The sequence below is a fragment of the Enterococcus sp. DIV0174 genome (genome assembly GCF_050529065.1).
GTDB lineage: Bacteria > Bacillota > Bacilli > Lactobacillales > Enterococcaceae > Enterococcus_B > Enterococcus_B thailandicus.
In genome coordinates this window covers 2,569,660-2,592,015 of record NZ_CP172881.1, presented here as the reverse complement: position 1 = coordinate 2,592,015, position 22,356 = coordinate 2,569,660, and the positions used below count along the sequence as shown (strand labels likewise).

23 protein-coding genes are annotated in these 22,356 nt (G+C 35.3%); 10 read left to right on the top strand and 13 right to left on the bottom strand.

The window, feature by feature from the left end; genetic code table 11:
• The first annotated feature begins 271 nt into the window (after positions 1-271).
• Positions 272-817, top strand: a complete 546-nt coding sequence (gene msrA / locus IGJ93_RS12430; protein WP_430596959.1) for a peptide-methionine (S)-S-oxide reductase MsrA — start codon at positions 272-274, stop codon at positions 815-817.
• A 65-nt stretch (positions 818-882) separates the two neighbouring features.
• Here the strand turns inward: msrA and IGJ93_RS12425 are convergent, their stop codons facing one another.
• The gene (locus IGJ93_RS12425) at positions 883-1,563 is read right to left on the bottom strand and encodes a prepilin peptidase (RefSeq protein WP_071869250.1); all 681 of its coding nucleotides are present in this window, start codon (positions 1,561-1,563) and stop codon (positions 883-885) included.
• Positions 1,564-1,797: 234 nt separating this feature from the next.
• On the opposite strand from IGJ93_RS12425, the gene IGJ93_RS12420 reads away from it, so the two are divergent.
• The gene (locus tag IGJ93_RS12420) at positions 1,798-2,265 is read left to right on the top strand and encodes a Dps family protein (protein ID WP_067484481.1); all 468 of its coding nucleotides are present in this window, start codon (positions 1,798-1,800) and stop codon (positions 2,263-2,265) included.
• Between the two features lie 116 nt (positions 2,266-2,381).
• Here the strand turns inward: IGJ93_RS12420 and argH are convergent, their stop codons facing one another.
• Complete coding sequence (gene argH, locus IGJ93_RS12415) at positions 2,382-3,776, bottom strand: argininosuccinate lyase (RefSeq protein ID WP_067484484.1); 1,395 nt, start codon at positions 3,774-3,776, stop codon at positions 2,382-2,384.
• A gap of 86 nt (positions 3,777-3,862) precedes the next feature.
• Positions 3,863-5,077, bottom strand: coding sequence for an argininosuccinate synthase (locus IGJ93_RS12410; RefSeq protein ID WP_270344892.1), 1,215 nt, complete (start codon positions 5,075-5,077; stop codon positions 3,863-3,865).
• A gap of 378 nt (positions 5,078-5,455) precedes the next feature.
• On the opposite strand from IGJ93_RS12410, the gene rplM reads away from it, so the two are divergent.
• Complete coding sequence (gene rplM, locus IGJ93_RS12405; protein ID WP_306294856.1) at positions 5,456-5,884, top strand: 50S ribosomal protein L13; 429 nt, start codon at positions 5,456-5,458, stop codon at positions 5,882-5,884.
• A gap of 15 nt (positions 5,885-5,899) precedes the next feature.
• Positions 5,900-6,292, top strand: a complete 393-nt coding sequence (rpsI, locus tag IGJ93_RS12400) for a 30S ribosomal protein S9 (protein WP_067484493.1) — start codon at positions 5,900-5,902, stop codon at positions 6,290-6,292.
• A gap of 22 nt (positions 6,293-6,314) precedes the next feature.
• Here the strand turns inward: rpsI and IGJ93_RS12395 are convergent, their stop codons facing one another.
• The 5 genes from IGJ93_RS12395 to IGJ93_RS12375 all read right to left on the bottom strand — a co-directional run bounded on the left by IGJ93_RS12395 (position 6,315) and on the right by IGJ93_RS12375 (position 10,249).
• Positions 6,315-7,610, bottom strand: a complete 1,296-nt coding sequence (locus tag IGJ93_RS12395) for a site-specific integrase (protein ID WP_285700903.1) — start codon at positions 7,608-7,610, stop codon at positions 6,315-6,317.
• A gap of 65 nt (positions 7,611-7,675) precedes the next feature.
• A complete protein-coding gene (locus tag IGJ93_RS12390; protein WP_306294855.1) occupies positions 7,676-7,882 on the bottom strand; it encodes a helix-turn-helix transcriptional regulator in 207 nt (68 codons plus the stop codon).
• Positions 7,883-7,990: 108 nt separating this feature from the next.
• Complete coding sequence (locus IGJ93_RS12385) at positions 7,991-8,836, bottom strand: rolling circle replication-associated protein (RefSeq protein WP_095803877.1); 846 nt, start codon at positions 8,834-8,836, stop codon at positions 7,991-7,993.
• A 204-nt stretch (positions 8,837-9,040) separates the two neighbouring features.
• Positions 9,041-9,391, bottom strand: coding sequence for a hypothetical protein (locus IGJ93_RS12380; protein ID WP_095803876.1), 351 nt, complete (start codon positions 9,389-9,391; stop codon positions 9,041-9,043).
• A gap of 393 nt (positions 9,392-9,784) precedes the next feature.
• Entirely contained in the window at positions 9,785-10,249 is a 465-nt protein-coding gene (locus tag IGJ93_RS12375) for a helix-turn-helix domain-containing protein (protein ID WP_270344885.1), read from the bottom strand.
• Between the two features lie 124 nt (positions 10,250-10,373).
• On the opposite strand from IGJ93_RS12375, the gene IGJ93_RS12370 reads away from it, so the two are divergent.
• The 4 genes from IGJ93_RS12370 to IGJ93_RS12355 all read left to right on the top strand — a co-directional run bounded on the left by IGJ93_RS12370 (position 10,374) and on the right by IGJ93_RS12355 (position 13,690).
• Positions 10,374-10,859 carry a hypothetical protein gene (locus IGJ93_RS12370; protein ID WP_270344884.1) on the top strand — a complete coding sequence of 162 codons (486 nt, stop codon included), beginning with the start codon at positions 10,374-10,376 and terminating at the stop codon, positions 10,857-10,859.
• Positions 10,860-10,938: 79 nt separating this feature from the next.
• Positions 10,939-11,685 carry a hypothetical protein gene (locus IGJ93_RS12365; RefSeq protein WP_270344883.1) on the top strand — a complete coding sequence of 249 codons (747 nt, stop codon included), beginning with the start codon at positions 10,939-10,941 and terminating at the stop codon, positions 11,683-11,685.
• Positions 11,686-11,724: 39 nt separating this feature from the next.
• A complete protein-coding gene (locus IGJ93_RS12360; RefSeq protein ID WP_270344882.1) occupies positions 11,725-12,027 on the top strand; it encodes a hypothetical protein in 303 nt (100 codons plus the stop codon).
• Between the two features lie 1,027 nt (positions 12,028-13,054).
• A complete protein-coding gene (locus IGJ93_RS12355) occupies positions 13,055-13,690 on the top strand; it encodes a hypothetical protein (protein ID WP_071868165.1) in 636 nt (211 codons plus the stop codon).
• A 497-nt stretch (positions 13,691-14,187) separates the two neighbouring features.
• Here the strand turns inward: IGJ93_RS12355 and IGJ93_RS12350 are convergent, their stop codons facing one another.
• From IGJ93_RS12350 to IGJ93_RS12340, 3 genes are all read right to left on the bottom strand, one after another.
• Positions 14,188-15,237: a tyrosine-type recombinase/integrase gene (locus tag IGJ93_RS12350; protein ID WP_002406008.1), complete on the bottom strand. Its 1,050-nt coding sequence runs from the start codon at positions 15,235-15,237 to the stop codon at positions 14,188-14,190.
• 105 nt (positions 15,238-15,342) lie between these two features.
• A complete protein-coding gene (locus IGJ93_RS12345) occupies positions 15,343-15,540 on the bottom strand; it encodes a hypothetical protein (RefSeq protein ID WP_002372025.1) in 198 nt (65 codons plus the stop codon).
• Between the two features lie 89 nt (positions 15,541-15,629).
• Positions 15,630-16,886, bottom strand: a complete 1,257-nt coding sequence (locus IGJ93_RS12340; RefSeq protein WP_311801828.1) for a replication initiation factor domain-containing protein — start codon at positions 16,884-16,886, stop codon at positions 15,630-15,632.
• Positions 16,887-17,047: 161 nt separating this feature from the next.
• Here IGJ93_RS12340 and IGJ93_RS12335 point away from each other — a divergent pair, with 161 nt between their 5' ends.
• Complete coding sequence (locus IGJ93_RS12335) at positions 17,048-17,860, top strand: helix-turn-helix domain-containing protein (protein ID WP_002406006.1); 813 nt, start codon at positions 17,048-17,050, stop codon at positions 17,858-17,860.
• 220 nt (positions 17,861-18,080) lie between these two features.
• On the opposite strand, the gene cadA is transcribed toward IGJ93_RS12335, so the two are convergent.
• Positions 18,081-20,198 (bottom strand): cadmium-translocating P-type ATPase CadA, encoded by a 2,118-nt coding sequence (gene cadA, locus IGJ93_RS12330; protein WP_002372033.1) that lies wholly within the window; start codon positions 20,196-20,198, stop codon positions 18,081-18,083.
• Positions 20,195-20,554 (bottom strand): Cd(II)-sensing metalloregulatory transcriptional repressor CadC, encoded by a 360-nt coding sequence (cadC, locus tag IGJ93_RS12325; RefSeq protein WP_002372035.1) that lies wholly within the window; start codon positions 20,552-20,554, stop codon positions 20,195-20,197. The genes cadA and cadC overlap by 4 nt, the downstream gene beginning before the upstream one ends.
• 357 nt (positions 20,555-20,911) lie before the next feature.
• On the opposite strand from cadC, the gene arsC reads away from it, so the two are divergent.
• Positions 20,912-21,319 (top strand): arsenate reductase (thioredoxin), encoded by a 408-nt coding sequence (gene arsC / locus IGJ93_RS12320; RefSeq protein ID WP_002372037.1) that lies wholly within the window; start codon positions 20,912-20,914, stop codon positions 21,317-21,319.
• Positions 21,320-22,356: the final 1,037 nt, after the last annotated feature.

Below are 22,356 nucleotides of genomic sequence, written 5' to 3'. Positions count from 1 at the left end.
GTCTTGACGTTCGACCTCTTTTGTACTTTGTGGATAAAAAAGGAGCTAGAAACAGACAGAAATATCCACAAGAACAATAAATAAAAATAGAAATAGAATTTCCACATGTGGAAAACTTAGTTTCTATTATTTGTGAAGAAGAGTAGCGTACATCTTTTGGAATATACCCCTAGAGGGTAAAACAAATAAGACTTTGTGCGCCATTGTTTCAAGCAAAATAATGTCCCTTTTCTGAGAAATGAGTATGATAAAGAAAAGGAGATGACTTAAAATGACAAGTAAAACGAAAACAGCAATTTTTGCTGGCGGATGTTTTTGGTGCATGGTAAAACCTTTTGATACGCAACCAGGAATTATTTCGGTCACTTCTGGTTATACTGGCGGACACGTTCCAAATCCAACTTATGGACAAGTAACAACGGGTACAACAGGACATACGGAAGCTGTAGAAATTGAATACGATCCTGAAGTAATCAGTTATGAACGATTACTGGACACTTATTGGCAACAGACAGACCCAACGGATGCTTTCGGGCAATTTGCTGATCGAGGAGACTCCTATCGACCAGTTATTTATTATGGGAATGAGGAAGAACAAAAACTAGCAGAGGAGTCTAAGCAGCAATTGGAAGCGAGTGGTCGATTTGAGCAACCAATTGTAACTAAAATTGAACCAAGAGCTCCCTTTTACCCAGCAGAAGAATATCATCAAGATTATTATAAAAAAAATCATGTACATTATAATTTATATCGTGAAGGTTCAGGCCGTGCTGGTTTTATCCGAAAAAATTGGACAGATAAGATTTCTAAAAAATAATGAAAAGAATTTCTGTTTTGTATAGCTGTAAGTAAAAAGCGATGGCTCTGGGCATCGTTTTTTATTTATGGACTGCTTAAAACAATTATTAATCCCATAGTTAAAAAAGGAATGAAGGGAAGTTGAACGAGTTGTTTCTGGTAACGTAAATAATAGAAAATGAAGAACGTCACGCCTAGTAAGCTCGCAATAAATAATAGTTGAGCCAAAGAGGCAACTGATAATCCGCCGCTCCAACAGATCAACAGTAAGCAATCACCTATTCCTAACGACCTAGGTACAAATGCTAAAAGCAAGCACATAACAAAAACGACGAGGATGACACTCTCCCAGTGAAAACTGGCAGTCAAAAGCCATGAAAACCACAGGACTCCCCAAAAAAGATAAAGAAGTAACGAATCAATCAGTAGATAAAAGACATCCATTAGGCTTAACAGAAAAGCTGTGCTAATCCAAAATAAAGGAAGAAACTCCCACGGATAAAAGTAAAAGTGCCAGCTAAATAAAGCTCCGCAAAGTGTCTCAGCTGAAAAATAACTGATTGACAATTTACAATGGCAATAGCGGCAACGAAACTTTTGCCAAAGTATTGAGAATAAAGGAATCAGTTCATACCAGACCAAGCGTGTTTGACAGTGATTACAATGTGAGCCAGGTGATAGAATGGATTCGTTAACGGGAAGCCGCTGTGCAATTAAACAAAAAAATGATCCGAAACAACTACCGATAATAAAATGAAGTATCATCTGATTTGCCCCTTTCTAAAATGAAATACGTAAAATGAAACGCAGAAAATTATTTAATTAAAATTATCGAAAAAACAAATGATATATCATTTGTTTTTTCGGCAGTTACACAGAAAAATTTTTAGTTGAACATTGATTGGGATGAAAATCATTCTCAGGTAATTGGTTTTAGTGTACATTTAATTGAAAATTGACTATGATTTTATATGTAAATAAATGTAGGGAGGTAACAAAATGAAATTTCCAAAAACAAAAGAAGTATTGAACCAATTAGTTGCAGATTTAAGCCAAATGTCTGTTGTGGTGCATCAAACACATTGGTACATGAGAGGTCCAGGTTTTCTTACTTTGCACCCAATGATGGACGAATTCATGGATGATCTGAATGATCAATTAGATGAAATCTCAGAACGTTTGATCACGCTTGATGGCGCACCTTACTCAACATTACGTGAGTTTGCAGACAATACAAAAATTTCTGACGAAGTGGGACGCTGGGATCGTACTATTCCAGAACGTTTAGAAACGTTAGTGAAAAATTATCGTTATTTAGCTGATCTTTACCAAAAAGGAATTGAAGTTTCTGGTGAAGAAGGCGACGATCCTACACAAGATATCTTTATCGAATTTAAAACAGCAACTGAAAAACGCATCTGGATGATCCAAGCACACCTTGGAAAAGCACCAGAAATCGATGCTTAAATTTTTATTTCTATAATATAGAAGAAAAAAGACACGCAGCTTGAATAAGTCGCGTGTCTTTTTGTGCGAATGAGGTGGGTCGTCCATGTATAATAACAACTTTTCAACAGAACAATTTAAGGTAAGTGAATGGATTCAGATGCTAATTGAGCAAATGCGTGGTTGATTTGTGCTCTTACTTGGTCAAAGCCAGTGCCACCTTCAGAAGTTCGTCTTTTAACGGCTACTTCTGAGCGCAATGTATCATAAATATCATCTTCAATTAATGAACTGATTGCTTGGTATTCAGTTAGCGGAATATCCTGCAAAAAACAGCCCTTTTGTGTGCAGTGGAGTACAAGTTTTCCGACAATCTCATGCGCTTGTCGGAAAGGGATTCCCTTGGTAGCTAAATAATCGGCTAATTCTGTTGCATTAGAAAAATCTTTTTGCGTGGAGGTGTACATACGTGATTGGTTGACTTTCATTGTCGCAATCATGCCATCCATAATCGTTAAACTAGCTAGGACTGTTTCACTTGAGTCAAACATACCTTCTTTATCTTCTTGAAAATCTTTATTATATGCAAGAGGCAGACCTTTCATCAATGTTAGAAGACCAAAAAGATTTCCGTAAACTCTCCCGGTTTTCCCTCGAATGAGCTCAGCCATATCTGGATTTTTCTTTTGGGGCATAATAGAACTTCCCGTAGAGAAAGTATCTGTCAATTCAACAAATTGAAACTCATGACTGCACCATAAAATCAATTCCTCGCAAAAGCGCGAAAGGTGCATCATTAAAAGGGAACAGTTACTTAGGAATTCTAAGATAAAATCACGATCACTTACAGCATCTAAGCTGTTTTGATAAATACCAGAAAAACCTAATTCTTTTGCAGAAAATTGACGGTCGATTGGAAAGGTAGTTCCAGCCAGTGCAGCGCTGCCCAGTGGCGATAAATCAATCCTTTTTAAACTTTCTGTAAAGCGTTCCGTATCTCTGGTCAGCATTTGATAATAGGCGAGCAGATGATGGCCAAAGGAGATTGGTTGTGCATGTTGAAGGTGCGTATATCCAGGGGCAATTGTTTCAACATGTTCTTCTGCTGTCTTGACCAAAGTTGTTCGTAATTGCTGAAGTTTGGTGATTAATTCCAAAACAGTTTCCTTGAGAAAAAGATGCATATCTGTCGCAACTTGATCATTTCGACTGCGAGCGGTATGTAACTTTCCTGCAACCGCACCGATTTCTTGATGAAGCAACGTTTCAATATTTAAGTGGATATCTTCGTTTTCAATGGTAAACTGTAACTCATTTTCTGCTAATTTTTGCTGCAAAGTTTCTAAACCAGAAATAATTGCTGAAGTTTCATCTTTAGTTAAAATTCCTGTATGTCCTAACATTTTGACATGAGCTAAGCTACCAAGAATATCTTGCTCTGCTAACTTCTGATCGAAAGAAATCGATGCTCCAAATTCATCAATCCACTGTTCACTTTTTCCTTGAAAACGACCACCCCAAAGTTTTTCCATGTCTATTCCTCCCAAAAAATTATGTAAAACAATGAAGACTTCTTTTTCCTGTTATAACGTAAAGAAATCTTCATTGGCTAATATATTTAAATTATTTGTGACAAGTTTTCTTGCTGCGATTGTACCTCTGCGTGAACCTTAGAAGGTAGTCCCCAAAGTTTGATGAATCCAATAGCGGCTTGTTGATCAAATGTATCTGCCGATGTATAAGTAGCAAGTTCTTCACTGTAAAGGCTATTGGATGACTTCCGCCCCTCCACAATTATATTTCCTTTAAAGAGCTTGACCCGAACGGTACCATTTACATAAATTTGAGTTGATTTTAGAAATTGTAATAAAGCTTCCGTTAAAGGATTGAACCATAAACCATCATAAATCATTTGACCAAGTTGTTGCTCAATCAGTGGTTTAAAGTGCGCTAGTTCACGAACAAAAGTCAAATCTTCCAATTCTTTGTGCGCTTGCATCAATGTTACCGCACCTGGACATTCATAAACTTCACGAGATTTGATACCAACTAACCGGTTTTCAACATGATCAATCCGACCGATTCCGTGTTTACCAGCGAGCTGATTTAATGTCAAGATTAGTTGTGATAAAGACATCTTTTCTTTATTTAATGCAATTGGGATACCTTGTTCAAACGTTAGCTCAATTACATCTGGCTGGTCTGGTGTGTATTCCAAAGCAGTCGTTAACTCATAAGCTCCTGCTGGTGGTGTTGCCCAAGGATCTTCTAGAATTCCGCATTCACATGCGCGACCCCAAAGGTTTTGATCAATTGAATAGGGGTTATCTAAATTTGCAGGAATCGGAATACCATTTTCTTTTGCATAAGCAATTTCTTCTTCACGAGACCACTGCCATTGACGAACGGGCGCAATGATTTTTAAGTCAGGTGCTAACGCATTGATTGCAACTTCAAATCGAACTTGGTCATTTCCTTTTCCGGTACAGCCATGAGCAATGGTTGTAGCTCCTGTTGTTCGAGCAAGCTCGACTAGTTTCTTCGCAATTAAGGGGCGTGAAAGAGCAGAAACTAATGGATATGATTGTTCATAGAAGGTATGTCCTTGAAGCGCGACCAAAGCAAATTCTTGTGCAAATTCCTCTTTAGCATCAATTGCATAAGAAGCACTAGCGCCAACTTGTAAGGCTTTTTCTTTGATAAAGGCAGTATCTTTTCCTTCACCAATATCTAAACAACAAGCAATCACGTCATATCCTTCATCTGTCAGCCATTTAATTGCAACAGATGTATCTAATCCACCGGAATAAGCTAAAATAATTTTCTCTTTCATAAAAAACTCCCCTTACTTTGCATTCTTTTTGAAAATTGATGTTTCAAATAATAGCATCATAAAAATAAAAAAGCAATACTTTTATTTAATAAATATGCATTATATTATAAATAAATTATTTAATATACAAAAAACAATGCAGTTTCTTTCTTTTTTATACAAAAAATAGAATTTTAAATGTAACAGGGAAATGAAAATAGCTAAGAGGTGTAAACTTTTGGAAAATTTTTCATGCGAGCAGAAAAACGTTGACATTATGCAAAGTAGCAGGTAATATGTTAAATGGTATTGTTTGCCCCACAAAGAGCCCCGGAAACTCGAAGTGTATGTCAAACATCAGAACTTAAATTGGAGGAAACTAACGTGCGTACAACATATATGGCCAAACCAGGCGAAGTAGAACGTAAATGGTATGTAGTAGACGCAACTGATGTTCCATTGGGACGTCTTTCAACAGTTGTTGCATCTGTACTACGTGGTAAAAATAAACCAACTTTCACACCTCATGTGGATACTGGCGATTTCGTCATTGTTATCAATGCAGATAAAGTGAAATTAACAGGTAAAAAAGCGACTGACAAAATTTATTACCGTCACAGCAACTACCCAGGTGGATTGAAATCAGTCACAGCTGGCGAATTGCGTGCTAAAAATTCTCGTCGTTTAATCGAAACTTCAGTAAAAGGAATGCTTCCTAAAAACACTTTAGGCCGCAAACAATTTACTAAATTGAACGTATATGGTGGTTCAGAACATCCACATACTGCTCAACAACCAGAAGTTTTAGATATCACAAACTTAATCTAATAGGAGGGAATTTCATTGGCACAAGTTCAATATATCGGCACAGGCCGTCGTAAAAATGCAGTTGCTCGCGTACGTTTAGTACCAGGAACTGGTAAAGTTATTGTAAACAAAAAAGATGTTGAAGAATACATCCCACATGCTGACTTGCGTGAAGTTATCAATCAACCTTTCGCTGTTACTGAAACAAAAGGCGCATATGACGTTTTTGTTAACGTAAACGGTGGAGGCTATGCTGGACAATCAGGAGCTATCCGTCATGGTATCGCTCGTGCATTGCTAGAAGTTGATCCTGACTTCCGTGCAGCTCTTAAACGTGCTGGCTTACTTACTCGTGACGCACGTATGGTCGAACGTAAAAAACCAGGTCTTAAAAAAGCTCGTAAAGCATCTCAATTTTCAAAACGTTAAAAACAGCTTCATATCAGTACTTTCAGGCGTTTCGCAATTCATTTTGCGAAGCGTCTTTTTTTGAGTTGACACCATTGTTGACACCATTCCGGTCTGACTCTTTTTGAGACAATTTACGATAGGCAATTTCACCAATGGGCATTTGAATGACGTTTGGTGTATTTACATAAGTTCTTGTGATATTGGTATCGCTGTGAGTCAAGGCTTCAGAAATTTGTTCCAGAGCGACACCAGCTTGTTTGGCTAAAGTTGCCCCAGTATGTCGTAACTTATGTGGGGTCGCATGGGTAAGGTGTTTATGTCGTCGCTCAATGGATTTCATACGGTAATTTAAATAATCTGTATGAAGCCGTTGATTGATATTCCCTTTATCATCAAAGAAGGTAAAGAGAAGCTGTTCTTCAGTTTGTTCGATTTCAAACTGAGCTAGTTCTGCTTTTTGCTGGACTTTCCACTGTTGAAGTAATTGCTTTAGTTCATTTGGAATATGAAAAATTGTCGTTTTATTCCCTTTTGTGCTTTTTTCATTGCCAAATTTATCCAAGGCTTTACCAATCGTAATCTGGGAAGTAGTGAAATTCACGTTCTTCCATTTGATAGCGTAAGTTTCTGATTTTCGATCAGATAAAAAGAAGGTAGTCAGAAATAATACATAGTCCTGTAAAGTCAATTGCCCACTTTCATAATCACTTTGGACGGCAGTTAGCCATTCTTGAAGTTGTTCAAAGGAAAGGTACAAGTCTTCTTCTTTTTTAGCTTCTTGCAGTTGGTTTTTCTTAGTAGCGTTGATCCGTTTGAGCGATTTTTCTAGTTTATTCCGTTCGATGTATTCAAGCTCTTCTGCCCAATCAAAAATAGAATTAACGTAGCTACGTAGTATTTTGAAGTTTGCGTATTCGGCAGCCTTTTGAGTCATAATTTTTAGAACAAAGGCTTTGTTTTGATTCAGATAGTTCAATGTGTATTTTCCAAACATTGGTAAGATGTGAAGTCGAAAAATATCTTTTGTATTCGCGATTGTGACAGGAGTAGGAGACTTTGTGTTTCGAGAAGTTAAGCCAGCTGTATAAGCATCAATCCAGATATCTTCATAGAAATCTTTGAACAGTGCTTCGCCACCTAGTTCAAAAGCATTCTTTTCTTTGTTTTCCCGTAGCTCTTTAATTTTGGCATAAAAATCAATTTCTGCTTCTTTTGCCTCCTTTCTAGTTTTGAAAGTTTTGGAATAAAGTTTGTTTATACCTATCATCTCTTGGATATCTTGTGGATAGTAAAGCCGTAAACGGTAAGTCTCATTTTCTGTTTTGCTAATTGCCATAGTATTTCCCTCCGAATTTGCGAGCCGAAATCAAATACTATATATGGAGTATAACGATGTCGGAATTATTTTGCTAGGCTTGCTAGCCATTGATCAATGGCGATACGGTCAAATCTATTTGAAACGTGGATTTGAATAAGGGGCAAGCCCTCTTTAATCCAGCCATCTAACGTATTATTGGAAACTTGTAGATAGTTACAAGTTTGTTTTTTATTCATATAGCGGTGTTGCAGGTTTTCCTGTGTCTTAATTTTTTCGATTTCAGTTGTGATTAAATCAGATAGTTAAGTAGAAATGATGCCCATCTGATCATCACTGAGTAAAATTTTCATTTCGGTCATGTTCTCACTTCCTTTGAATTTTGCGTAGGGAATAATGAATTATTTTTTTATCTTGGTATAGCGAACAGTACTTTCTTGAAAATCCATCACTTGTTCTGGATTTCCACCTTCATTTATCGCACTATAAAATATCGGACGTCTTACGAGATACTCATTGGTATAAAGTACCTCTTGATTTGTGGAATCAAAAGGTTGATCCACGAGTTGCTTTGTGACTCTGGGCACTTTGAGATTGCGCGATTTGAAGAAGGCTTTTTTCTTATGCTCTTTCAAATCCAAGTCTTTATCGAAATATTTACTGATATAGCGTCCACGGTTTTCGATACTATTCACATCAATCTTGTTGATTTTGACAAATCCATGTCCCCAGATGGTAGTAAGGCGATTGATAGAGATAAAAGGAAAGTCAAATAGGATGATGTGGTAATGGATCGCACCTCGTTCTTGTTTTTCCCACGTGGCAAGGTATTTTAGATGTGCTTTTTTTGTATGATAGAGTTCATAGTTTAGTCGTTTGATAAATTTTTTAAATTCATTATTCGCATAGGCAATGTCTTGAATGTTTTCTCTGAAAGTGAGGGTTAAAAATTTTGTCTGATTGTCAAAGTTCATATCCACGAGTCTGGCGATTTCAAAGCGCATATTTTGATAGTATTTTTGTTTTCGTTTTAAGCTGTCGTATTGCCCTTGAGCAGATAATTCATCATAGTTTTTTCTTTTATCTCTAGTTGGATTTTCTTCTTCATAAAGCCAAGCTAATTCTTTCTTTCGTTTTGGGTTGGTTTCATTTTTGTCTGCTTTTTGTTTAGGAGTAATGATTGCTTCATAATCATAAATTTCAAGGTACGTGGGAGTTTCAATGATTTTCTGATTATAAGCTTTCAAAAATCATCACTCCTTGATGTGTATTCAGTTGTCAAAGAACCATCATTTTTCGCCTGATGTTGTTCTATAAATCAAGTTAAGGGGAAGTCCTGCAAAGCAGTCCTTCCAGCCTATGGATTTATTGGGCGGTCTTAACGGACAGAAACGGCTCTATGGCGCTGCCCCGCCGTTTCGTCCTAACCACCCAACAAACCCATAGGAAAATTAGTTTTGCGTAGTGTTACCTTGTTTTTTTGGAATCAAAGTTGCCGCATCTGCCGTGGCTGATAAACCATAGCTGACAAATTGAGCGTTAGAGCGACCCCAAGGTGCAATCACTAAATTGGCAAATGTAACCATGGCTAAACCTTGTTGGGTAAGTTCTTCCGGAGTAATCACGGGATTTTCAGATTTGACTTTGACACTGATTTTTTCGTAGCGGAGTTTAGGTAGGATACATTCGTAACTCCAGCCTAGAATTTCCCCATCTTTTTGCCAGCGAGTAACATTGACGACTTGGTATTCTTTTTCGAGTTTTTCTTTTGGTAAGGTAAGATCGTTGATTTTAATTGGCATAATAGCCCTCCTTAGTTATATGTTGAAGGTTTTCATAGAATGTTGGTAGCTACCTTTCTTTTTTTCCTTCGTTAATAACAACAATTTAAATTTGATTTTTGATACTAATCTATTCATTTTTCATCAAAAACTTAGATAGGTATCTGATTACCCTTCATTATTACTACAATTTGGGAGGGGGACATTTTTCGAAAAAAAGGGGGTAGACATTTTGATTGTAAGAGTTTCTTAAGCTTTTATATCCTCAATGGTGAAGGACATTTTTTATAAAACTTAAAAAAGACGTGTAGACGAACCGGGCTTTGCGTTGCTAGCCGGTCTGTTTACACGTCTTCGGAATTTATTTTAGTGATTTTTAGAAATTACGATGACAGCGGGAGAAAATTATTCAATTTACAGATAAGAGAAAATAGTTAAATCAGATATTACTAATACAATTATTACTAGGTTAATAGCGGAGAGGAAAATTCCAAATTTTGAATAGAATCTATATTGTTTCTCGCTCAATCCAAATTTATATTCATTTACCAAATATAATAACCCAAATGCGGCAAGTGGAGTTAAACAGGATGCTAACGTCAATAATTTGAGAAGTGAAAGTTTTTGATTGTCCAAAGATACTGGTTGTGGTTCCTTAGCTTCATAGATAGGAGACGCATCTGGGATAGTATCTCCATCAATTAAATAACTAACCGTAACCTTAAAAAAACTTGCTAATAGATGTAAATTTTCCATATCTGGTTGAGAAAATCCTCGTTCCCAATTCGAGATTGTCTGCCTAGAAACTTTTAGTTGTAGCGAAAGTTCTTCTTGAGTCAAATTATTTTTTTTTCGTAAATTACGTAATCTATTTTCCATTTTTTATCCTCCAAAATGCAATTCCAAATAAATGTCAAAGGATTTTGACAGTAAATTGTAGTGATATCATCGATAATTTCCTTGTAACTTCAAAACCAATTTTATCATATTAGGAGGATGTACAATGAAAAAAAATTTTGCAACTAAAGGAGGGGTAGTATTAGTTTTATCATTAATCTTAGGATCTACTTTGACACCACTAACTACCTTCGCAGCAGAAATAACGGATAATCAAAAAATTGACTATTCAGAATCTCAAAAAGAAAAAAGTGATATAAAAAAACAATTTAACTTATCTGAATGTTATCTAGATTCAATTGATAAAACCCAATCTTTTGAATTGAATCCTGAGCAACAGGATAAATTAGATAAACTGATTTTTCAACATGATAAGGTACGTTTCTTTGGTGTTGATGATGTATTAGCATTAATCGCAATAGCTGGAGTAGGATATGGAGCAGGGCATTGGGCAGCGAAAGAGGCACATAAACGATTTGGTCTTTCTGTAGCAAGCTATAAAAAAAACAGATGGTGGTGGAGAGCTGGGATTTCAGCAGCAGCGGGCATTCCAACGGCAGTGGGCTTTGATGATTATTTCTATGGTATTTAAATAGTTAGAAATGTTTTTATGATGCTTAAAAAGATAAGAAAGATTGCTAATAATTGATTTTAAGAGAGAAGGAAAAATAATGAAATTTTTAAAGATAGGTTCACTGACAATTGCTATGCTGACGGTACTGTCTATAGCAGTAACAACTACTTCTACTGTACAAGCAGCAGAGAATATGACCTCAATCGATAGTTCTGAACCTGATAATCCTACTACCATCATGGGGTTAAAGTTAGATGTAAGTGAACAGAATAGTCTGATAGACTCCAATGAGTCGGAAGATATTGATATTCAAAATCTATCTCAGAATAAAAAGAACTTTCTATTACAAGTGGCAGCAAAGTCAGCAGAGCAAATTGATGGGATTGAGACTGTAGAGCAGCAGGCAGTAGCAGCAGAGTATATTCTTGGAGTGTTTGATTCAAACTCTGATTATTATCAAAATCCTTTGAAGGCTCAATCCGAGATGCAAAATAGATTAAAAGAAGAATTTGGGATTCAAATATTACCTAATCTAAATTCTATGGGCAAATCACATGGGCTGCTTTCTGTTGGCGTTTTAGGTGCAATCATTAATACAGGACTAAGCGTAATTACTGGTGGATCTATTTCTGCTTATGTGAAGAAAAAGGGATGGAATGCGTTAGTAAATGCTCTTCAAAGCAGACTCATGGCTACTTTGAGATTTAAACAATTGGGTAAAATTATTGGAGGCTTGAGTGGAACTATTATGAAAATTTTGGATCCCGGAACATTTATTGCAGAACAAATTGATAATAGTAGATTTGATAAAATTAGAGGTAATGGATGGATTGAATTGTGGTAAAGTTATGAATAGAAATGATTCTTTATGGGGAGAAAGTATATGGATATTATTATAGAAATACTTTACTGGATATTTGTCTTCTCTGATGATTTATTTGATTTTACTACTAAAAATGAAAGAAAGAGTTACTTCAAAGTATTCATTGCTGTAGGAATCTACATGTTGAATATAATAATATTTTTGATATTTTTTCTTATAACTTTATCTATGCTAAAAGTACTAATTGGAGATTTCCAAATTAATTGGGATCTGCTTCTACTAGCTTTATTTATTCTACTAACAATTTATTTTGGTAGAAATGTTGTTGGATATACTTTTCAACTTTTAAGTACTAGAAAGTAAAGTTACTTTGGAACAAAAGTAGTAAAAATAGTTTAGAATAAGTAAGATATAAATAGAAATTCACTAACTTTTATGTTACTCCACCCCACTCCGTAGCTGGTTCAGTATGTTTTATCGAAAGTATCTATTTTTTATTAAGAGGAAACTGTTGATAAATGGAAAAGGGGGTTAAACGGTTCGAGTTTACACTTCAGTTTCATAGTTGGACAAATTTGAGGAGGAATTTCTATGGGTTCTAGAAGAAACGTCAAATTGAGACTCAGACTATTGCAAATTGTTTTCTTATTGTTGATGCTATTTTCACTTTTAAATAGACACTATATTTTGACCTTCAGCTTTGGAATTAGTTCTACAATTTTTTATCTTTTCCAGAAAACTTACAAAGATATTTAGTAATTGAGTTTAAGAGAAAGCTAAGGGGTATAAATGTTAGAGACAACTACTAATATAATAATGACTATCTTTCCAATTTTAGCATACATGTTTGTAGGTATTGATAGAAAAAGATGGTTATCTTGGACTCAAAATAAACAAGTTTTTTTTCTTCTTAGTTGGCTAGCTGTATCTGCTGTACTAGTATATTCTGATCTCTATATCTTAGTTTTAATATCAATAGTGCTTTTTTTAATCGAGCTTTACTTGTAGCTAATAAATTTTTTGAATTGTAATTTTGAAAAAGTTCCTGAAGTAGTAAGAAATGAAAAAATAGAACCTTGTCAGATGATGGTGGAGAGCCGGAATTTCTGCTGAGGCTGGGATTCCAGCTGCGGTTGGATTTGACGACTATTTTATGGGATTTAAGTGAAATATAAAATTAAGGCTTCGAGTGTTTCAGGTGTTTTTTCTGTTACTGATGATTATTTCATTGCTAGAAAAGAGCTATATTCTTGCAGTTAGTTTTGGAGTTACATCTACATTTTTTTATCTTTTTCAAAAGATGCACAATAAGTAAAAAAAAAATAAAAATGGTAATTTGAAAGGAAAACAACAAAAAAATAAAGAATGTATATGAAAGTGAGGGATTTTAATGTTTTTTAAAAAATTAGTACCAGCAATGCTACTTGCAAGTTGTATGACAGGGTTGTTTTTTGGAGGAAGCAATGTTTCTGCATCAGAAGAAAAGAATATGGTTGTTAATAGCGTTCAGTATGAAGGTGTTTTAAAAACAGATGATTCGATTTACTTTAAAGATGTAGATAGCCTAACTACATTCGCATCAAATAATAATTTAAGTACATCAATTGATTTGGAGCCTTATTTCTATGAGGATTCTCAAGGAAATATTCAATTAGACTTAAGCAATCCAGAATTACGAACTAAGTTAAACTTATCAGATAAAGACTTGCGAGATTTATCAGTTTTAAACGAAAAAACAAAATCTATGGATCAATCAAATTTAAGAGGATTTGTTGGACTTCATATTAAGCTAGGATCAACAGTAAGAGGAATGTCGGCAGTAGTTGCTGGGGGATTTGCAGCTGGATATTGTGGGTTTTATCTGAAAAAATTTGCTGTCAATCCAATAACAGCTGGTCTAGTAGGCGCAATTAGCGCTGCTATTGGAGGAACTGTGGGATGGGCAGTTAACAATCACCTAAAACAAGTTGATGTTGGATTGAATATTACTGGAATTTCAATGAGTTATACAGTTAGTGTTCCGTGATGGCATGAAGATGATGGGGGATTTTTTACTAAGTAAATTGCATGTTTTAATGCTAATGTTAACTCTTGTATGTTTTTTTGTATCTTATTTTTTTAATCTTTCCGGATTAATGATGTTACTATTTATTGGTATTCCAGCTATCCTAACAGGATACTTATTTGCAAAAAAAAGTAGTAGAACTAAATAAAGTAAGGTTGATTAATAGATTGATATGAAATATCTACAATTTAATAAAATGCATATATATGATTGATAGTTTTGAATCGGCTCGCAAGTAATTGACACCATTGCTTTCAAATAATTTGAAAGTCAATAAAATTTTTCGTGTTTTAATCTCTCTAAATCGTTGCTATTAAAGCATCATGAAGCTGTTTTAAAAAATGGTTGGGCTAACCAGGTCTTAAGAAAGCTCGTAAAGCTTCTCAATTCTCAAAACGTTAATCAATTCCTTATTGTATCAACGTTTACAAGAATTTTTTGGTTCAAGTTGGTTCAAATTATAAATTTGACAAAGAATTTAAGAGGTTTAAAGCATCAGCATCTTGCTGGTGCTTTTTTTCTGGCATCAATTCAAGATAATAGTTCTGCGTTGTTTGAATATTGATATGACCTAAGCGTTTTGATACATAGGCAATATCAATATCTTGTGAAAATAGAAAAGAAGCATGAGTATCTCTTAGGCCGTGGAAGGTAGTTTTTGGAATATCTAGTTTTTTCAGTAATCTGGCGAGCTTAGCAGATTGTTGAAAGCCGTCAGGATCAAAAAAATATCCATTATCTTTAATCGGGACAGATTTTAGAATATCGTAGACTTCTTGATTAATGGAAATATCTCGTCTTGAATTTTTTGTTTTTAACGAGGTATCTTCAGAAGTTGGACTAAGGGAACGTCTGACATGGATACCATATTCAAAGAGGTCTTCGGGACGTATACCTAAAAGCTCTCCGCGTCTCATGCCAGTTTCTAAGGCAAGGAGTACAAGAATGTTAAACTCATTTTCTCGATGATTAATGACATAAGTACGCAGTTTCTTTAATTCGGTAATAGAAAGTGCACGGTTTCTCTTATCTAAAACTTTCCCTCGTGTTTTGACTAAATTTGCAAAATCGGTAGCAAGATAGCCACGAGCATAAGCATCACGTAATGCCGTTTTGATTTTCAATAGTACTTCATGAGTGGTTTTACGAGAATGAGTTTCTGCATACTTATCTATTTTTCGTTGTACTACAATATCGTTCAAATCCTTTAACTGTATATCGCCAAATAATTTCTTCACCACTTGAGAAGTCCTTTGATAATTTTGAAAAGTCGTTTCTTTTACATCGTTTTTCTTTATGATATGAATCCAGTTTTCAAAGAAGTCAGCAAATGTTGTTGTACGCTCTGCTAATTGTTTTCCATTTCCTTTCTCCAATTCATTTTCCAAAGCCCAACGAGTTGCTTCCTTTTTAGAGCTAAATGATTTTGTCAATTTCTTATGTTGACCATGATTGTAAAGTGAGATCTGAGCTCTATATGAGTTACCACGTTTAATTATACTAGGCATTTATAACAAATCCTTTCACTGAAAGATGGTTGATAAATGCTAGTTGAATACACCGTCATTCTACATGGCGAAAAGCATCTAATCAACCATCCTACGATATTTTAGCTAGATAGAGTGCGTCTTAATAAAATTAATGAGGGAAGTGACAGTGTATCGTTCTTGTCTTCCTATCATAAAACGCTCTAACTCATCGTTTGCGCGAACGAATTTATCAAAAGATTTTGGATCGATCCCTAAAAAATGAGAAGCTTGTTCTCTAGTAAGTAGATAGGGCAATTCATAAGTAGTTATTGTATTTTTCATAGTTTATTTCCTTTCCAAAAATGTTTTTTGGCTGACACAAGGAAATGTGCTATACTCAACTTGTCTAGGGCGGAGTACGTTTATACATTTTAATGTGTAAGCTGTGCTTTGCTTTTTTTGTGTATTTTTTCTGCCTTCATATTTTGAAGACACTGGATATAAAATTCTACTTCTTCCTGATAATAATCAGGCTCAGCAATCAAATTTTCTAATATTTTTTGCTGCCTTGAACTAAGTTCCCCACAGCTAATAATCTCGTTAATCAAATTTGAATCAAAATGATTATCTACCTCTTGAATAAATGCGAGGGTGGGAGAAACGCTGTGAATTAACCAATTCATACTTTTCTCAAAGCTTTGAGGAATTGTTTCTAAAGAAATGGTGGTTGCGCCATGATTGCCAATAAAGGCTGCCCATTTGGCATCGACTTTTGCACCTAGATCATTTGGAGCACGGTCATAAAAACAAATTGCCCCATTAAGTAACTCAAAGAATAGTTTGGTTAAATCATGGGTTTTTGAAATAATCTTTGCCAAGCTTTGCGCTTTCTCTTTTCGATACCGTAGTTCAAAGCGATTTTTTACTTCTGCTTCTTCTAAAGAAATTCCTCGTCGCTTTCGTTGTTCATAATCCTTCTGATAAAAGCAAAAGCGACACTGACTCTTCTTTGAGCCTAAATACAAGGTCTCACCATTTGATTCATTGTTTATGATATCCGTACCGCCATGAGATTCACTCACTTGAAAAGTGGTCCACACATGGCCTAGTGTTACCTTACGCTTCAGTTCTGGAATGCTGAGACTCCCCACAAAATCATCTAAAGTAAAATCAATCCGTGTAAAGTTTCCCTGATAATCTAATACCTTACGGAAGAACTCTTGCCAGTTTGATTTTGCGGTCTTCAAACGCATGGCAAGATGTTTACAGCCTTGACCTGAAAACTCCATTACGGTTCCTTTTACCGTATCGTCAATGGAATACCGAATCGTGATTACTTGATTCCAAACATATTGCCCAATATAGCCCTTTGGCGCATAATCCAGTTCCTCAAAGCGTTCAATAGGCATGCCAATAATCTCTTCAATCAACTTTAAATGTTGATTCGAGAAAAAGTGAATGGTTAGATAATCAATCAAAACACGATTAACTGGAACAATCTCTTCTTGCAAACTATCCAATACAAGATTCAGTTTTTCTGCACTTAATCGTCTCGTTCCTTTTTCTACCTTTGATAGTAACGACCTCGAAATCCCCACTTTTTCTGCTAAATATCGCTGGGTCCACCCCCTTTCTTCTCGAGAAACTCGAATGGCTTCCCCAAGATCATGTTGATTGACTTGGTTCATAGAAAAACCTCCTTCTGCTATTAAATTGTCAAAGAACCATCAGACTTATTTTAAGTACAAATCGATTGTACGCCTGTATTTATTTTAAGTCAATACATTTTGACTTTTTTTAAGTACAAGCGTATACTGAATTTAAGAACTTATCATGAGGAGGAGTTTTCATGGAGATAGACAAGCAAGCAGTGGGCAATCGAATTCGGCAGATTCGTCAAGAGTTAAAGTTGAGTATGGAGAAATTTGGCAAACTAATTGGTGATTTACCACGAAGTACAGTCAATAACTGGGAACGTGGGATTAACCTTCCAAAAACCGAAACCCTTCACCAAATTGCAGAAATAGGCCATGTCACCAACGAATATCTTTTGTATGGTACTCAAGAAAACCAATACATTTTAGAAATGCTTCAAAAGAAGGCAGGTAAGCTTGATCCTAAGATTGAAGGGCTAATAGTAGACGAACTGAAACAAGCCGGTCTTGTTAGTGAAAAAGAAATGGATCGGATGATTGAATTTTTTATTATAAACCTCATTCCACCAACGGAACAAGACCAATTTACTTATCAATGTATCGATGAGAAAAAGCAGCTTTACCTTGGTTCAACTAAATTTGGTAAAGAAGCTCAACTCTATTTACACCATGATAATCAAAATCACATTCTGCACATTCTGCCCTTTACCTTTTCCAACTTTAGTGTGGATCGCTTACTCGTCTATTTAGCAAATCAAGAATCCTATTCCTATTTTGGGAAACATTTGCCCAAGGAACTAGGTGAAAAAGTCATTCTTCTATACTCGATCAATCAATTGACCGGCGATGTTCGAATCGCCCCATTAGTCTATTCAAAAGAAACAGCCTCCTATCAATACACAGAAGATAATCTATACCTATTAGAACAACAATACCTCTATCTTCCATTCGCAATGGAAATCGAGAAAGAACGCCTGTTAAATGCAGCGTATCCGCAATCAAAATAAGGTGACAAGATTGATAAGCATGTGACAAAGAAAACACTGCTAGGACACTCCCAAATGGGTAGTTGTCACAGTTTCCTGTTCTTTGTTAGCCCCCTGTTAGAAAGAGGGGCTTGCCCATGCAGTCCGGCTACGCCGTCCTGCAACAGCATTAAAAAGAGGAAAGACTAGCTTATACGGCGCTGCCGTCGCTAGTCTTTCCTCTTTTTATGCTACTACTTGTCTATTTAGATTTAACTTTCATCAGTCGTAAGCCATTCAAGGTAACTAATATAGTTGCTCCCATATCAGCTAAGATAGCAATCCATAACGTTAACCAGCCTGGAACTACAAGTAATAATGCTAATAGTTTGATTCCCAATGAGAAGGTAATATTTTGCTTAATGATTCTCAATGTTTGTCGACTTAATTTAACTATAAAGGGAAGTTTCTGTAAGTCATCACCCATTAAAGCTACATCAGCTGTTTCTAAAGCTGTATCTGTTCCAGCGCCACCCATTGCGATACCGACTGTTGAGGCAGCTAATGCTGGTGCGTCATTAATACCATCACCAACCATGGCGACTTTTCCATAGGTTTCCTTAAGTGATTTAATATAATCTAATTTATCTTGAGGCATCAAATCGCCTTTTATTTCAGTTACACCTGTTTGTTTTCCGATTGACTGAGCAGTTGTAGCATTATCACCAGTCAGCATTATCGTATGCTCGATTCCTAAATCATGTAATTTTTCAATGACTGCTTTACTTGATTCTCTTAACTCATCAGCTACTGCAATGACTGCTAAAATTTGTTTATCTGTTCCTAAGAGCATTGCTGTTTTTCCTTGTTGCTGAAGTCTTTGGTAATTTTCAATAATCTTTGAGTTATCTGTTAAGATAGATTCAAAAAGCTTTGGACTCCCTACAAGATAGGTAATCCCCTCAATGTTTCCTTGTATTCCTTTTCCAGTAATTGAAGTAAACTCGTCAACAACTACTGATTTATAAGAAATCGCTCTATTATCAGCTTCTTTTAAGATTGCTGACGCGAGAGGGTGTTGAGAATATGATTCTAATGCTGTAATAATTGAGAAATATTTCTCTTCGTCTTTTGAATCAACTGTAGTGAAATCTGTTACCGTTGGTGTTCCTTTAGTCAATGTTCCTGTTTTGTCAAAGGCAATCGCCTTGAGGCCACCAATTTCTTCAAGATAAATACCGCCTTTTACCAAAACACCATTTTTAGCAGAGTTTCCAATTGCTGAAACGATAGACACAGGTGTTGAGATTACTAAAGAACAAGGACAGCCAACAACTAATAAAGAGAGCCCTTGATACAACCAAGTATTCCAATCTCCGTTAAAAAATAATGGGGGAACGATGACGATTAATGCGGCAATCACCATAATGGTGGGTGTATAATATTTCGCAAATTTATCGACAAATGCTTGAGCAGGTGCTCGTTCACCTTGTGCTTCTTCAACTAGGTGAATAATTTTGGCAATTGTCGTGTCGTTCACATGCTTTGTAACTTTGACTTCAAGTGCACCTTCTTCATTAATCGTTCCTGCAAAGATATCATCATTAATATTTTTTTCAATAGGGACAGATTCACCGGTAATCGCAGCCTGATTTACTGAGGAATGGCCTTTAATGACTTGACCATCCATAGCAATTTTTTGTCCAGGCTTAATGATCATAATATCGCCTACTTCGATTTTTGAAACATTAATCATTTGTTCAACATTATTTCTTCTAATTAATGCTTCTTTCGGAGCAATATCCATTAGGGAACGTATTGATTGTCTTGCTTTATCCATTGAAAACCGTTCTAAAGCTTCGCTAATTGCAAATAAGATAACAACGATTGAGCCCTCAGTCCACTCGCCAATAATTGCAGCACCAATGATTGCAATTGTCATAAGAGATTCCATTGAGAAATTCAATTTTAATAGGTCTGAAAATCCTTCTTTAAACAAACTAAATCCGCCGATAATAATCGCTAGTATAAATAATCCTTCTGTTAATAGCGCATCTTCACCGTTAACTACTTGAGATCCTAATGCCAAAATAATTAAAAACAGTGAAACCAATAGGTTCCAGTTTCTTTTCACAAAAGGCTCTTTTGTTTCAATGCGAGGTTCTGTATCATGTTCGGACTGAACTTTAAGATTCTCAAAAGCTCCTGCAGCTTCAATTTCCGCAATAGTCGCTTCGCCTTCGATAGAGATTTTTCCGGCACCGAAATTTACTTTTGCATCGGTAACTTTTGGTATTTGAGAAACATTTTTTTCGAATTTTGCCGCACAATTCGTACAGCTCAATCCTTCAACCCGATAGACTTGTTTTTTTTCACTCATACTAGCACCTCATCTTCTAAATACAGTTTGGAATTTAGTAGTTGGACAAATTTATCATTCTTGATAGAGTAATAAACCAATTTCCCTACTTTCCGACTCACAACAATTCCATTTTTTTTCAATGATAATAAATGGTGTGAGGTTGTTGCCACGGTTGCCTCGATAGTTGCTGCGATATCACATACACATAATTCATCCTCATAACTTAGGGCGTAGATAATTTTTAAGCGATTCTCATCAGCTAAAATTTTGAAGACACTTTTTAAGCTCGAAATATCCTCAGTTTGTAACTTTTCTTTTCCTAGTAAAACTTTATCTTCATGAACACATGAGATTTCACAAATTTCGTTTTTCATACAGCTCCTCCTTTATTCTAATGGATATTTGAATGTAGTGTATCATAGATTAATAGAATAATCAAATTTTAATTTGAATATGTGAGGAGTTATATAGATTGTATGGATGCATCTATATAAGTAGTGATTTTCAAATTAGATTGAATCGAATGCAAATAATAAACTAATTAATTTGAACTGAAAGACAGAAGCATTTGACAAAACATAGATGATTATCTATATTTTTACATAAGCGCCGGCAGTTGGCATCTTAGTTGAAGTGCCAGTCATGTTACTGTTAGTTAAAATATCTAATCGCACAAAAAAAATGGTTCATTCAAAATCCATCAGAATTGTCTGATATCGGAGGAAATAATAATGAGAAAAATTTACTTTTTATGTACAGGCAATTCTTGTCGTAGTCAAATTGCAGAAGGCTATGGGAAAGCGATTTTGCCAACAGATGAATTTGAAATTAAAAGCGCCGGCATTGAACAACATGGGTTAAATCCTAGAGCCGTTCAAGTAATGGCTGAGGAAGGGATAGATATCTCTACGCAAACATCTGATTTGATCGATATGGATTATTTTAATCAAGCAGACCTAATTATTACGCTATGTGGCGATGCCAAAGATAAATGTCCAGTAATTCCAAAAGGGATTAAGCATGTTCATTGGGATTTGGAAGATCCAGCCAAAGCAACTGGAACAGAAGAAGAAATCATTAATAAATTCAGAGAAATTAGAGATGATATAAAAAGTCGTGTAGCGAATTTGCTAGATTAAGTAGCAACTGTCATCTATCTCGGTAAAAGATAAAAAGACGTAAAATGTCCTTTTGATAAATTGGAAAATTAAAGTAAAAGCCGTGCGAAGTGAAACATAAATCTTCGATGGCTCTTACTATTTTAAGAGAAAAGGATCTGCTTTTGGCGTAAAATTGGATTTATCTATCTGACATACTGACGAGTATTTTTTGACCCTATATTTGACCTTCTCAATCACATTTAAGTAGGTGTGACCGGCTTATACAATTATTCGAGAATCTAGTAGCTTAGCTAATTCTGGCCTTGAAACCCCTATTAGACAGCTATCCAGCCATCAATACGGTCTCAAATAAATAAGAGGGGAGGAATAACTCTAAAAAAGATTGATAAACTAGTAAGAAAATTGTATTCAACTACCATTCATCTTTGGTTCAAATTGGTTCAAGTAATATCAATATTAATCCTATTTTATCCATATCAAACTGTTTTTTAGATGTTTGTAATGTTGATATAATTGGATTTCTATTGATAGAAGTACTTGTAATAAGTACGAGTCACATCTCAAAACGTTAATATATCTTATATATCAACATTTCAGACACTTTCCAATTTTTGGAAGGTGTCTTTTTTTTATTTATTACGACTTCGAATCTATAGGTTAGAGGCAACTTGCTTCTAATTATCACCTTTTTCGTCTAATCAGTGAAAAACTAGTTCTGCTCGTCCAACAAAAATTGAGGATCTAACAAATGAGATACGTTATTTCACGAAAATTGTAGAACAGTGAGCCTCTTTCCAAAAACTTTCATCTTCGTAGACTGAACTGTGCAATTCTCACTACACGGTTTTTGTACATTTTTGAACTAACTTGAGAAATTTTCCATCTTTAGAATTTTGTAAAGTCTTGTTGAGCCAAGCGTGATCTGTTTTTCATAAAAAAGTCTTTTTTTAAAGAAAACAAATAATAGTTTATGGATAAGTACACAATTAAGCATGAGATCATCCAATGAGAAAGGATGAGATTGAGTCTAAAAGCACCTAGTACGTGCTAATAGG

Excerpts from the sequence above, each read along its gene's own strand:
- msrA (WP_430596959.1), top strand. The coding sequence starts at position 272 with ATGACAAGTAAAACGAAAACAGCAATTTTTGCTGGCGGATGTTTTTGG.
- IGJ93_RS12425 (WP_071869250.1), bottom strand. The coding sequence starts at position 1,563 with ATGATACTTCATTTTATTATCGGTAGTTGTTTCGGATCATTTTTTTGT.
- IGJ93_RS12420 (WP_067484481.1), top strand. The coding sequence starts at position 1,798 with ATGAAATTTCCAAAAACAAAAGAAGTATTGAACCAATTAGTTGCAGAT.
- argH (WP_067484484.1), bottom strand. The coding sequence starts at position 3,776 with ATGGAAAAACTTTGGGGTGGTCGTTTTCAAGGAAAAAGTGAACAGTGG.
- IGJ93_RS12410 (WP_270344892.1), bottom strand. The coding sequence starts at position 5,077 with ATGAAAGAGAAAATTATTTTAGCTTATTCCGGTGGATTAGATACATCT.
- rplM (WP_306294856.1), top strand. The coding sequence starts at position 5,456 with ATGGCCAAACCAGGCGAAGTAGAACGTAAATGGTATGTAGTAGACGCA.
- IGJ93_RS12395 (WP_285700903.1), bottom strand. The coding sequence starts at position 7,610 with ATGGCAATTAGCAAAACAGAAAATGAGACTTACCGTTTACGGCTTTAC.
- IGJ93_RS12380 (WP_095803876.1), bottom strand. The coding sequence starts at position 9,391 with ATGCCAATTAAAATCAACGATCTTACCTTACCAAAAGAAAAACTCGAA.
- IGJ93_RS12375 (WP_270344885.1), bottom strand. The coding sequence starts at position 10,249 with ATGGAAAATAGATTACGTAATTTACGAAAAAAAAATAATTTGACTCAA.
- IGJ93_RS12370 (WP_270344884.1), top strand. The coding sequence starts at position 10,374 with ATGAAAAAAAATTTTGCAACTAAAGGAGGGGTAGTATTAGTTTTATCA.
- IGJ93_RS12365 (WP_270344883.1), top strand. The coding sequence starts at position 10,939 with ATGAAATTTTTAAAGATAGGTTCACTGACAATTGCTATGCTGACGGTA.
- IGJ93_RS12360 (WP_270344882.1), top strand. The coding sequence starts at position 11,725 with ATGGATATTATTATAGAAATACTTTACTGGATATTTGTCTTCTCTGAT.
- IGJ93_RS12355 (WP_071868165.1), top strand. The coding sequence starts at position 13,055 with ATGTTTTTTAAAAAATTAGTACCAGCAATGCTACTTGCAAGTTGTATG.
- IGJ93_RS12350 (WP_002406008.1), bottom strand. The coding sequence starts at position 15,237 with ATGCCTAGTATAATTAAACGTGGTAACTCATATAGAGCTCAGATCTCA.
- IGJ93_RS12345 (WP_002372025.1), bottom strand. The coding sequence starts at position 15,540 with ATGAAAAATACAATAACTACTTATGAATTGCCCTATCTACTTACTAGA.
- IGJ93_RS12340 (WP_311801828.1), bottom strand. The coding sequence starts at position 16,886 with ATGAACCAAGTCAATCAACATGATCTTGGGGAAGCCATTCGAGTTTCT.
- IGJ93_RS12335 (WP_002406006.1), top strand. The coding sequence starts at position 17,048 with ATGGAGATAGACAAGCAAGCAGTGGGCAATCGAATTCGGCAGATTCGT.
- cadA (WP_002372033.1), bottom strand. The coding sequence starts at position 20,198 with ATGAGTGAAAAAAAACAAGTCTATCGGGTTGAAGGATTGAGCTGTACG.
- cadC (WP_002372035.1), bottom strand. The coding sequence starts at position 20,554 with ATGAAAAACGAAATTTGTGAAATCTCATGTGTTCATGAAGATAAAGTT.
- arsC (WP_002372037.1), top strand. The coding sequence starts at position 20,912 with ATGAGAAAAATTTACTTTTTATGTACAGGCAATTCTTGTCGTAGTCAA.